We start from the raw sequence: 10,569 nt of genomic DNA, 5'->3' as shown, positions 1-10,569 counted from the left end.
GTTTGTGTACTCGCCCTCCATCTCTCGAAGCGCGGTCACCCGGATTGAGTCGCTCGTAACCACCTGGACGACGTTTTCGGAGATCGCGGATCAGGCAGGCGCGTCCCGACGCTATGGCGGCATCCACTTCGAAACCGCCGATATAGAGGGCCGCAAGATGGGGCGCACGATCGGTGAATTGGTCTGGGGCAAGGCACAAGCCTACATCAACGGAACCCTGGACGGCAGCTAGCGCCGATCTCGCACCGGCCCGAGCTCGGTCTTGGCAAAAAGCTCCGCGAAGTCTTGGGAGCCATCATCGAGGCGGGTTTCCATCGTGACGCCGCGCTCCTGAACGGGGATATTGCCCGCCCAGCCATCGTTCCAGGCGGCTTGCCTGAGATTGTTGTAGTGCACCACCCGTCCGCCGGGCCATACCACCGAGAGGATATGGCGCTCCTTGGGGATCTCGTAGGGCGGCTCCATCTTGTACTTGGTGAGTGTACTCTCATCAAACTCAATGCCCAGGCCGGGCGCTTCAGGGACGTGCACAAAGCCGCCAGAGATTTCGAGTGGCGTGGTGAGCAGATCGTCGGCGAAGTTGTTGAGGCAGTTCACGGCGGGCCACTGCGCAAAGGGCAGGACGGCCCCGAGGTGCGCACTCAGCGCGGTCGTGAGGCCCGTGCCGACCATCTGCAAGAAGAACGGCTTCTCAAACGCGGCAGCCAGTGCGCCTTGTCGTAGGATACTCGAAACGCCACCACCGACCACGAAGCCATCGCAGATCTCCTCGCGGGCGGCGCTGGAAAACGGGACGGCACCGAAGTGGTGGGCAATCGGGCGGTTCGTTTTTTGCCGCAGCAGGCGATTCCCCTCCAAATCCCGGTGCGGAATGGGGGACTCATACAGCGCGACGCGCTCGTAGGTGTCCAGCGATTGCAAGACGGGCGCGGCGTTGCTGGCGTTGAGCAGAAACTCGTTCCAGTCTAAGTCTATTTTGAAGTACTCCGGCGACGCGGCGCTGAGCGCCTCCACCTGCGCCCAGACATCCCACCACGGACGCGCCTTCGTTTTGTAGGCCACGTAGCCCGCCGCCATCGCGTCTTTGGCTTCCTCGGCGAGTGCGTCGGGCGGGAAGTCAATTGTCCACCAGGAGATCGGGCACCAGGGACGGACAATCGGCTGGTTGAGCAATTTGTAGACAGGCACGCCGAGGGCTTTTCCCACCACGTCGTAGAGTGCCATCTGCAGGCCCGCCCCGAGCGTGTCATCGCCGAGAAAGTCCGCCGGGTTTTTCCCCTTCACCCGCGCCACGGACTCATCGGTCACACGGCCCCAGGTGTAGTGGGGAAGCGTCTCGCCCCAGCCCACAAAGCCCGCGTCGGTCTCCACCCGGCAGATTTCTACCACTTTCCACTGCCAGACTTCCCGGGCATTCCATTTTTCACAGCGGGGCGTAAACGGCACACAGAGCGTGATGCGCTCGATCTCGGTAATCCTCAGTGACATGGTAAGAGTTTACCTAACTCGCTCTTGTGATGCGATAAAATGGTGCCATGGAAAATACGCATCCAGGGCATCTTTTTTACCAAGACCAGCTACGGCAAAAAGTTGAGACGCTGGAAAACTTGGGTAAGATTATCGCCATTGATCTTGACTCCCATGATTTTGAGATCGCCGATGAGCTTCTGAGCGCTGGTAAACGTCTCCGTGCCCGGCACCCAGAAGCGCGTCTCTGGTGTGAGCGTATCGGCTATGATGCTGTGTTTGCTTTGGGGGCAGGCGAGCTGAGTTTGATCGCCAAATGATGCAGGGCACCGTTACAAAGTACCAGGCACGTCTAACGGTTCCGTTTCTGCTTGTTGGTAAACCGAATCTGGGGATCGAGTTTGTTGTTGATACGGGATTTGCAGGCGAGCTAACCCTGCCTGCATCAGCAGTGGCCGCCCTGGGACTTCCGTTTTTAACCGAGCTGACGGCGAACCTAGCGGATGATTCCGGAGTTCCTGTGAAGGTACATATCGCAACAATTCTCTGGCATGGTCAGGAATGTGAAGTCGCCGTTCTTGCGATGGGAAAGCGCCCCCTGCTAGGCACGGCATTACTTGCAGAATGTGATTTGACCGTTGAGTTTACGGATAGCGGGAGTGTGGTAATCAAGCCACGTCTGTAGACTTATAAGCGTTCTGTTGGGAATTTTGTCAGAGCTGTCTGATACTGTCGCTCCTCGAAACGGAGGGGTGGAACAGGAAGAAAGTCCTTCCAGTCCGGCGGGCAGGCATCAAATCTTTTCCCGCAGTAACAAGGCTCCCGTGCAAAATCCGTCCAGAGAACGGTGCTCTTTTCCCTACGACACGTGGCAGTCAGAGTTAACATGAGAGAGTCTCCAACAATCATAGTTCCCTGTTCTGGCAATCCTACAGGAGACTCGTAGTAGAGATCAATTCGTGGGGCATGCCATTGAGAGGGTTCCGTTCCCAGTAAGATATTGCGCCGAAGCCGGTTCTCTGCCTCAGGAAGCCAGCCTAGCACACCAACGACTTCACGGAATCCTAGATGTTGGGCAAGAGAAACACCTCGGTTAGGCCATCTAGTCCCCGAGCTGGCCCCAGTAGCGGCCCATCCAGTAGGCGAGGAGCCAGTCGGTGGGTTTGTCTTCGCGCTCGCCGTTGCGGCCAATCACGGTTTTATACGGCTCCTGATCCCACATGACGAGGCCCATCTCGCTGCGGGGCAGAATTTTCGTGAGCCGGTCGTCATCGGTGCCGGGCGTGCGCTCGATCTGAATGTCCTCACGGCTGCGGTTGTCTACCGTCCACTCGATCATGTCCAGCGGCCAGTCGCGGAGCGTCTCGACGGCGGGCTCCAGCGGGACGCGCTGGCCGGAGAATTGGTTGTAGACGAAGTCATAAAACGGGATGTGATCACGGCGACAAGTAGCGTGCCACTGGCGGATCGCAGTCAGAGCATAGGGGCGTAGCTGGGGGAAGATCAGATGGTTAAAGAGATTCTGGAAAACCATTCCCAGCAGCTCATCGTTGATGTGCGTCCGCTCCGACGGCGTTTTGTAGGCAAGCTGACGCATGTTTTTATCGTAGCCGTGCTGGGTGATGAGAAGCTGCGCCGCGTCCCTATACTCTTGCTTTTGGGTAACGTGGTAGGCCACGCCTAAGTGCGCCAGAATCTCCGTGGAGTTGCCGAAGCGCTCCTCGTTCCAATTCGGGTCGCCATTTAGGCTCTCCGGCGACCAGTTGCCCCACTGCGTTGATTTTCCGTCAATGTCTTGGAGCACGAAGCCATGATCCACGATCCCCCCGACGATCCGATCCACTAGATCGGCGACGCGCTTTTTTTCGCTCTCATCGGCGGCGAGGTCGTAGTACATCGCGTAGCCGTAGAGGTGGCCGTCTATCTCATCTGAGCTAGCGTCACGCTTCCAAAGCCACTTGCCATCGCCGCTTAAGACCCAGCGCTTCTCGATAGGCTTCTCGCGCGGATTATCGCGCTTCCTCTCCGCCAGCTCTTGGGGCGTGAACGTCCGATCCACTTCGTGGAGCGGAGGCGTGTTGGCGGGAAGCACTGAGCGGGCGATGAAGTGCGGCGTCCCAGTCACTTCCTGCAGGAGCACCATGGCGTTAAACGCAGCACGAGCATTGGCGCGGGCCTCCGGGTTCTTGGTCACGGCGTAGCGTAGCGACTCCACGGCCATGTACATCCCCGTGTGCTCGCCGTCGTTGTCATCATCCTCGATAAAGCTCTCCGACAGATCGCCGCGCTTCTTGAGCACCGCTGGCCCGACCAGACCCGGTGGGCGGATATGCCGCTTACGGACAACATCGAGGAAGTAGTCCGCCTTCTGGGCCAGGGTAAGGCGCTTGCGCCGGATCGCATCCACGCCGCCTGCCGTCGCCACCCACGCCGTACCATCGGGAGCAATTGCTACAGCACGCGCGTCGTCGCTTGCCAGCCAGCGGTGGCTGTGGCGCAGGCTGAATTTCTTTGACTTGCTCTCGTAGCGTGCCACGCCCAGCTTGGTTGCGATCCAGAGCCGCCTGTCTTTGTCCGTGGCGATGGCCCGTGCGTGGCGGTTGGGCAAGCCCTGCGCCACACCGAGGGATTTGACGCGTTTTGTGCCCTGGTAAAAATCCACGCCGCCCGTCGAGCCAATCGCAACCGTTCCATCAGAAAGGGGGGTGAGGCAGTAGATATTGCTACTGAGAAGCTGGTCGGGCGTGCCGAAGCGCAGGGCTGGCTTTTCGTTTTCGGTATTTTGTAGGTACAGACCGCTTGCTGTTCCGATCCAGACATGGCTCGCGTCCATGGGCGCAACGGCACGAATCGCCTGGTGCCAGCCTCCCTTGATCTTCTTCCATCTATCACTGGGACGACGAATCCACACACCTGTTGGTCCGGAGGCGTAGAGGGTACCATCTTTGGCTTGCGCAAGTGCACAGATGAGGCCAACGGGTTCAGACCGGACGGCGCTCTCTCCCTCGATGAAAAACAGCCCCTGCCAGGTTCCGATCCAGAGGGTTCCGTTTGGCTCCGCTAGCAGACAGTGGCACGAGCCCAACGTCTCGCCCTTCGCGTTCCATCCCATCATCGGTGTGCGCCACGTGGAGCCGTCGCGCCAGAAAACACCTGCTCCTGTTGCGCACCAGAGCCGTCCTTGGCTGTCAAAGGCAACCGCACGAACGTCATTTTGTTTCTCGTTGGAGAGAGGAGCCGCCTCGTGCCAGTCTTGCCAGTAGGGAGTGTCCGTGATCGGAATTTGCATGGCAAGCTATTGGCGATTTAGGAGGTACAATCCTGCCATGAAGTACCGCAAAATTGGAAAAACCGACCTGGAAGTTTCTGAGATCAGCTTAGGCTGCTGGACGATGGGGGGCCTGAACTGGGTCAATGGAAACCCCAACGGCTGGGCGAATGTGGACGAGGACGAGATTGTCGCGGGGATCAGGACGGCGCTCGATGCCGGAGTAAACCACTTCGACAACGCTGATGTCTACGGCAACGGCAAAGCCGAGCGGATGCTGGCACGGGCGCTGAAGAAGCTCGGGGTGAAGAGTGAGAGTGTCGTGATCGCCACAAAAATCGGGCACTTTCCCGGCACGGCGGCGCATGCCTACGAACCCGCGCACATTCGGCATCAGTGCGAGCAGAGCTTGATCAATCTCCAGCGCGAGTACATTGATATTTATTACTTCCATCATGGCAGCTTCGGACCGCACTTAGAAGAAGCCGCTGCGACTCTCGATGCACTGGTCGCCGAGGGGAAAGTGCGCGTGAAGGGGCAGAGCGCCTACTCCACGGGTGACTTCGAGAAAGCCATTCCTGTGGTGAAGCCCGCTGCACTTCAGAGCTGGGCACATGCGCTCGACGATCAATTTGTGCGTCCGGGTGCGCATCTTCAAGAACTGATGACAGAGTACGGCTGTACGTTTGTGGCATTCTCGCCGCTTGCCCAGGGACGGCTTCTGGATAAGTTTGACCCGACCAAGCCCCCGACTTTTGAGCCGGGCGATCATCGGCTTGGCAACAAGGCATTTGGCACGGAAGCTATCGAGGCGCTCAAACCCAAGCTGGAGCAGCTAAAAGCCCGCTTTGGGGGCACCATGGAGGATCTTTCTGCCGTGGCGCAGCGCTACATTCTCAACCTCAACAACGTCGCTTGTGTGATCCCGGGCTTCCGCAACGAACGCCAAGTCAAGTGCAACCTTGCCGCCGTAGACCGCGAGCTGAGCGACACTGACATGGACTTTATCCGCGCGACCCTCGTGTAAGTTTCCAGCAAGCCACCGTCACGCTGAGGGCAAGCGCCAGCGCCCCCAGCGTGTCACCTAGTAAGTGCTAGTGTCCATTTCCTATAAAAACTTCGACCAGCGGTAGTCCTTGGGCTTGCTGATTTTCTTCCCGGCCTCTTCAATGGCCATCTCCGCCATCGCGTTCACAATCCAGGCGAAGTTCTCCGGGCCAACGGAGTGGTAGTCGGCATCAGGAGCGGGATTGAGGAAGTCAATGGCGTAAGGAATGCCGTCTTGAACCGCGAACTCCACCGTGTTCATGTCGTAGCCCAGGGCGTTGCAGATCTTGAGGCAGTCGCTTGTGAGGCGATCGTGCATCGCGGGGTCAAGTGGCGGGCCGTCTAAAACGTAGCGGCGCTCGTGGGGGAGCCGTGGGTCGTAGCGCATGATATGGACGTTTTTCTTGCCGATCACGTAGCAGCGGAAGTAGTCCGTGAACTCAACATTGGATTGGAGAGTCATGCATAGATCGCCTGTCTGGTCGTACGCCGAGAAGAACTCCTCGCGCGAGTGCACTTTATAGACATGCTTCCAGCCCCCGCCGGAGTAGGGCTTCAGAAACGCCGGGAAACCGATGTACTCAAAGATCTCCTCAAAGTTCAGCGGATAGAGCAAGTTACGCAGCGACTGACTATTAATATCGGGCGGGTGCTGCTTGTGGGGCAGGAGCGCCGTCTTAGGGATGGCAACTCCGATCTTATGCGCCAGCGCATAATTGAAAAATTTATCGTCCGCAGTCCACCAGAATGGGTTGTTGATCACGTTGACACCTTGCATCACCGCGTGCTTAAGCACGGCGCGGTAGAACGGAACATCCTGTGAGATGCGGTCAATAATCACCCGGTAGTCGTAGAGCTGCTCCATCGTGATCGCACCAATACTCAGGCTCTCCGCCTCAAAATTGCCCGCCCCCAACTCGTTGATCTTTGCCACTAACGCGCCGGGAAACGTGTTCTCCCGGCCATACAAAACCCCAATTTTCTTCATGACAGTTCTCCCAGTGACAATTGTACCGTCTGTTCCTCATTTGGATAGCAAAGCAAATACGTTTCTTGCTTTTCAATGGCAGTACGGATTGTGTAGGGAAAGTGGCCCGAGAAGAACCAGGAGACAAGATCGCTCAGGTAGGCGTAGGCTTTATCGTAGTATTCCTGGCTTAGTATTCCTGGAAACCTAGTCGAGTCCACAGCCGCGAACTGATGGACAAGCCAGAAACCATCGGCGATCCAACGCTCCACTGTTTCGGAAGAACCCACATCGTAGTTGGATTCATGGGTTTCGGCGCACTTGCGCATGGCGACTATCAGACGCGCAAAGGCTTTGATATCCCAGGTGCCGAGGCGAAGCTCCAGCAAAAAATATCTCTCCTCTCCACTGAACTCATAGACAAGGACTTCACGCCATAAGGCCGATTCACGCGGCGGCATAGTCGGTGTAGGGACGGACATTTTCGGGTTGGAATCCAAGGACGATCTCGGTGCGCGGAATGCCCGCTTCGACGAGACGCTCGGCAATCACTGCATCAGTATTGTCTTTTTGTAGCCAGATTTTGCCATCAATGATGTCTAAATGCACTACCGTGTTGTGATAGCGGTGACGTGCTTGCCAGCCGATTGTTACCAGCAAATAATGGTCATTGTGCTCATCAAAAACAGCGAGTGGGGTTAGCTGTGCATCGGGGGTGGAGTAGGGTATTGAGGCGTAGTAGCCCAGAACCTCTTTTATGATCCGACGTTTTTTATCTAAGGCAACCATCTGACAATCTCCTGTGACTCGGGATTAAAAAGAAACAAAGAGAGGGCTTCTTCTTCCAGAACAATCTCGCCCAGTGGTTCCTCGAAAATATCAGCACGATTGTCGGGGATAGCAAGCAAGAGTCGGTACTCTGGGTACTGGCGCTTTAGCACTGCCCGATAGACACGGTACTGACCGACCGCCTCATGTAACTCATTTAATGGCGAAGGGCCACCAAATGTCTTGACCTCTACTGCGATCTTATCACTTCCACGCTCCGCTGTTAAGATGCGTTCGGCACCAAGATCCACGTACATATCGCGCTTGCCTACCGTGAGGCGAAACGGGTCGTGTGTGATTGTCCAACCATCTTTGCGGAGGGCAGTGACAACAGCGTTATGATAGAGGTCTCGTGCAGGCATGGGTTAGAGCCTCAGTCGAGCGAAGTTTTTCTTGCCGACCTGTAACTCGTCGCCGTCCGTGATGGTGATACTTGCCGCCGGATCGGAGAGCTTTTCGCTGTTGATTTTGACACCGCCTTGCTCCACTAAGCGCCGCGCCTCGCCGTTGCTGGGAGCGAAACCTGCGTGTCGGACGAGAGCGACGATGTTTATTGGGTTCTCGGGGACGGTAAGCTCGGGCGCGTCTGAGGGAAACTGCCGGGCGGAGTGGATGCGCTTCCACTCGTCGCTGGCGGCAGCGGCTTCGTCGGTGCCATGGTAGATTGCGACTATCTCACGGGCGAGGCGGTGCTTGGCCTCCATCGGGTTTTGGGCTTTGAGAATCTCCGCAGACTCTGCGGTGGGGACATCGGTGCAGAGCAGGAAGTACATGGACATTTGCGCATCGCCTAGGCTCATGACTTTACTATATTGGGAGAGAGGGGGCTCGGCGATGGCGATGTAGTTGCCGAGGCTCTTGCTCATTTTCTTGATGCCATCGAGACCAACCAAAAGCGGCATGAAGAACCCGATCTGTGGGTCCTGGGCAATCTCCGGGTCGCTCTGGAGCTCGCGGCCCGTGAGGATATTGAAGGTCTGGTCCAGCCCGCCCATCTCCACATCTGCCTGGATCGCTACTGAGTCGTAGCCTTGTGCGAGCGGGTAGAGAAGCTCATGCAGCGAGATAGGCTGATTGGCATCCCAGCGCTTCTTGAAGTCCTCACGGGTGAGCACCTGCGCGACCGTGATCTTGCTGGTGAGCTTGACTAAGTCCGCGAACGAGAGCTTCCCAAGCCACTCCGAGTTAAATCTAACGTCTGTTTTCTCTTTGTCTAGGATCACGGCGAGCTGATCCACGTAGGTGGCCGCGTTCTGGGCGATCTGCTCGCTGGTCAACATCGGACGAGTCGCCGAGCGCCCCGACGGGTCACCAATTAGTGTGGTGTAGTCGCCAATGATAATAGTCACGCGGTGGCCCAGATCCTGGAACTGACGCATCTTGCGCAAGACCACGGCAAAACCCAGGTGAATGTCGGGAGCGGTTGGGTCGAGGCCGAGCTTGACGACCAGCGGTTTTCCCGTCTTGGCGGACTTCTCCAGCTTGGCCTTCAGGCCGTTCTCAGGGACGATAAGGCTCGCGCCGCGCGCGAGTAGTTGCACTTGCTCTTCAATTGTCACGAAGGCATTTTATCGCAGAGAACTGCCTCCAGGAGTTTTTCGCCGCCGAAACGCACGACATCTTGTGTGGGAAGGCCGGTTTGCGCTTCGGTCTGTGCACACGCCGCGCGGGCCTCGTCATCGGTAAGGTGGGCGCAGTTGAGGGCAATCCCGACCACACGCGCCCCAGGGAGGGCTCCTGCTCCTGCACAGACGGCCTCATAGAGAGCGGCGACAGCGCGTAGCGGCGGAATCTTCACCCACGCCGCACGCATCACGGACTCCTGCCCGGCCCGGTGACAGAGAATGAGCTGTGTCGGCATCGAGCCACGGATCAGTGGCAGCCACGCGGTCGAGGCGGGGTGCAGAACAGAACCCTGGCCCTCGATCCAGATCAGCTCGGGGTTGCTTTTTCCTGCCTCCAGAACAGCCCACTCGACACCACCCGATGCGAAGTCTACGCGTACGGCATCCAGAGCTATCCCCGCACCGCTGATGCAGATACCGATCTGCCCCGTGGCAACAAAGGCGCTGGGGATACTGCGCTGTTGCGCGGCTCTGTGGAGCTCTAGGCTGGCAGTCATCTTACCAATCGCCATGTCCGTGCCGACCGTGAGGACGCGCCTTGCGGAAAGCTCCTGCGCCCGACCGAGGCCATTGGGAAGCCCTGGCGGCTCCTGGCGGACGTCCCAGATAAAGGCATTTAGCGTTAGTGCATCCCGAAAGTCCGTTGCTTCTGCCATGCGCTCGTGCAGGCCATTGACCAGCGACATCCCGCCGCGCAGGCCTTGGACTACTTCCTCTCGCCAGTCGCTTGGGAGTATTCCTCCGGCGGGCGCAATCGCGGGCACCAGCGTATCTGCTCCGAGCGCGAGCGCTTCTGCGATCGTGGCAACAATGGGCACCGGAGTCGGGCGGGAGATGCCGGTGAGCGCAGTTAAATCCTGGCCCGCCGTCACTTGATCAATCACACAAGTAACCTGTGAATCGGAGTAGCGGAGCAGGCCAAAGCCCATCTTCCCTGATGTGCCGAGAACGGCATTGTGCATCAGAAGTGCGAGTTTCCGGTTCGATGAAAGCTGCATAGAGGTAGCTTACCACAAGGCGAATTATTTTTGAGTGCGAAGATAGAGTGTTTGCTATTTATTGAAACATAGCATTTAGAATGATGAATTGTATAGTATTACTGTTTTTTTTACTAGGTTTTTCAGGGATAAGCTAAGGTAAAATATTGGGAATAGTGTACAGAGGAGTAGTTTAGTGATAAAAGTAAATCGTCGCGCTTTGATTCTGATGGCAGGGGGGGCTCTCGGACTGCTCACGGGCTGTAGTGGAGCCACTCAGGAGAATGCCCGCTTTCGTGTGGTTCATGCAGCGCCCAGTACCGGAGCGCTGGCAGTGCGCTTCAATGTTGAAGTGGCCGTCAGCTCGCTGGCCTACAAGTCCGCGAGTCG

11 protein-coding genes and 1 pseudogene are annotated in these 10,569 nt (G+C 57.5%); 4 read left to right on the top strand and 8 right to left on the bottom strand.

Annotated features, from left to right (window positions below; genetic code table 11):
* Window positions 1-232 (top strand): annotated as a pseudogene (locus ACH2EH_RS17005) (hypothetical protein); the annotation flags it as partial.
* On the opposite strand, the gene ACH2EH_RS17000 reads toward ACH2EH_RS17005, so the two are convergent.
* Entirely contained in the window at window positions 229-1,488 is a 1,260-nt protein-coding gene (locus tag ACH2EH_RS17000) for a mandelate racemase/muconate lactonizing enzyme family protein (RefSeq protein WP_395143422.1), read from the bottom strand. The pseudogene ACH2EH_RS17005 and the gene ACH2EH_RS17000 overlap by 4 nt on opposite strands.
* Window positions 1,489-1,535: 47 nt before the next feature.
* Between ACH2EH_RS17000 and ACH2EH_RS16995 the strand changes: the two genes are divergently transcribed.
* Entirely contained in the window at window positions 1,536-1,787 is a 252-nt protein-coding gene (locus ACH2EH_RS16995) for a hypothetical protein (RefSeq protein ID WP_395143420.1), read from the top strand.
* Window positions 1,784-2,152 (top strand): clan AA aspartic protease, encoded by a 369-nt coding sequence (locus tag ACH2EH_RS16990; protein ID WP_395143418.1) that lies wholly within the window; start codon window positions 1,784-1,786, stop codon window positions 2,150-2,152. Before ACH2EH_RS16995 ends, ACH2EH_RS16990 begins: the two co-directional genes overlap by 4 nt.
* Window positions 2,153-2,569: 417 nt before the next feature.
* On the opposite strand, the gene ACH2EH_RS16985 is transcribed toward ACH2EH_RS16990, so the two are convergent.
* The gene (locus ACH2EH_RS16985) at window positions 2,570-4,756 is read right to left on the bottom strand and encodes a regulator (protein ID WP_395143417.1); all 2,187 of its coding nucleotides are present in this window, start codon (window positions 4,754-4,756) and stop codon (window positions 2,570-2,572) included.
* Window positions 4,757-4,793: 37 nt separating this feature from the next.
* On the opposite strand from ACH2EH_RS16985, the gene ACH2EH_RS16980 reads away from it, so the two are divergent.
* A complete protein-coding gene (locus ACH2EH_RS16980) occupies window positions 4,794-5,762 on the top strand; it encodes an aldo/keto reductase (RefSeq protein ID WP_395143415.1) in 969 nt (322 codons plus the stop codon).
* An 81-nt stretch (window positions 5,763-5,843) separates the two neighbouring features.
* Here the strand turns inward: ACH2EH_RS16980 and ACH2EH_RS16975 are convergent, their stop codons facing one another.
* The 6 genes from ACH2EH_RS16975 to ACH2EH_RS16950 are packed head-to-tail and all read right to left on the bottom strand — an operon-like array spanning window position 5,844 to window position 10,200.
* A complete protein-coding gene (locus ACH2EH_RS16975) occupies window positions 5,844-6,770 on the bottom strand; it encodes a RimK family alpha-L-glutamate ligase (RefSeq protein WP_395143414.1) in 927 nt (308 codons plus the stop codon).
* Entirely contained in the window at window positions 6,767-7,210 is a 444-nt protein-coding gene (locus tag ACH2EH_RS16970; protein WP_395143412.1) for a hypothetical protein, read from the bottom strand. Before ACH2EH_RS16970 ends, ACH2EH_RS16975 begins: the two co-directional genes overlap by 4 nt.
* On the bottom strand, window positions 7,197-7,538 hold the full coding sequence (locus tag ACH2EH_RS16965) for a XisI protein (RefSeq protein WP_395143410.1): 342 nt from the start codon (window positions 7,536-7,538) through the stop codon (window positions 7,197-7,199). Before ACH2EH_RS16965 ends, ACH2EH_RS16970 begins: the two co-directional genes overlap by 14 nt.
* The gene (locus ACH2EH_RS16960) at window positions 7,526-7,939 is read right to left on the bottom strand and encodes an element excision factor XisH family protein (RefSeq protein ID WP_395143409.1); all 414 of its coding nucleotides are present in this window, start codon (window positions 7,937-7,939) and stop codon (window positions 7,526-7,528) included. Before ACH2EH_RS16960 ends, ACH2EH_RS16965 begins: the two co-directional genes overlap by 13 nt.
* 3 nt (window positions 7,940-7,942) lie before the next feature.
* Window positions 7,943-9,136 (bottom strand): tyrosine--tRNA ligase, encoded by a 1,194-nt coding sequence (tyrS, locus tag ACH2EH_RS16955; RefSeq protein WP_395143407.1) that lies wholly within the window; start codon window positions 9,134-9,136, stop codon window positions 7,943-7,945.
* The gene (locus tag ACH2EH_RS16950) at window positions 9,133-10,200 is read right to left on the bottom strand and encodes a DUF1611 domain-containing protein (RefSeq protein WP_395143405.1); all 1,068 of its coding nucleotides are present in this window, start codon (window positions 10,198-10,200) and stop codon (window positions 9,133-9,135) included. Before ACH2EH_RS16950 ends, tyrS begins: the two co-directional genes overlap by 4 nt.
* Between the last annotated feature and the right edge of the window lie 369 nt (window positions 10,201-10,569).

The organism is Armatimonas sp. (assembly GCF_043760365.1).
Taxonomy (GTDB): Bacteria; Armatimonadota; Armatimonadia; order Armatimonadales; family Armatimonadaceae; genus Armatimonas.
The sequence above is the reverse complement of the archived record's forward strand: the minus strand, read 5'-3'. Positions and strand labels throughout refer to the sequence as shown.

Excerpts from the sequence above, each read along its gene's own strand:
- ACH2EH_RS17000 (WP_395143422.1), bottom strand. The coding sequence starts at position 1,488 with ATGTCACTGAGGATTACCGAGATCGAGCGCATCACGCTCTGTGTGCCG.
- ACH2EH_RS16995 (WP_395143420.1), top strand. The coding sequence starts at position 1,536 with ATGGAAAATACGCATCCAGGGCATCTTTTTTACCAAGACCAGCTACGG.
- ACH2EH_RS16990 (WP_395143418.1), top strand. The coding sequence starts at position 1,784 with ATGATGCAGGGCACCGTTACAAAGTACCAGGCACGTCTAACGGTTCCG.
- ACH2EH_RS16985 (WP_395143417.1), bottom strand. The coding sequence starts at position 4,756 with ATGCAAATTCCGATCACGGACACTCCCTACTGGCAAGACTGGCACGAG.
- ACH2EH_RS16980 (WP_395143415.1), top strand. The coding sequence starts at position 4,794 with ATGAAGTACCGCAAAATTGGAAAAACCGACCTGGAAGTTTCTGAGATC.
- ACH2EH_RS16975 (WP_395143414.1), bottom strand. The coding sequence starts at position 6,770 with ATGAAGAAAATTGGGGTTTTGTATGGCCGGGAGAACACGTTTCCCGGC.
- ACH2EH_RS16970 (WP_395143412.1), bottom strand. The coding sequence starts at position 7,210 with ATGCCGCCGCGTGAATCGGCCTTATGGCGTGAAGTCCTTGTCTATGAG.
- ACH2EH_RS16965 (WP_395143410.1), bottom strand. The coding sequence starts at position 7,538 with ATGGTTGCCTTAGATAAAAAACGTCGGATCATAAAAGAGGTTCTGGGC.
- ACH2EH_RS16960 (WP_395143409.1), bottom strand. The coding sequence starts at position 7,939 with ATGCCTGCACGAGACCTCTATCATAACGCTGTTGTCACTGCCCTCCGC.
- ACH2EH_RS16950 (WP_395143405.1), bottom strand. The coding sequence starts at position 10,200 with ATGCAGCTTTCATCGAACCGGAAACTCGCACTTCTGATGCACAATGCC.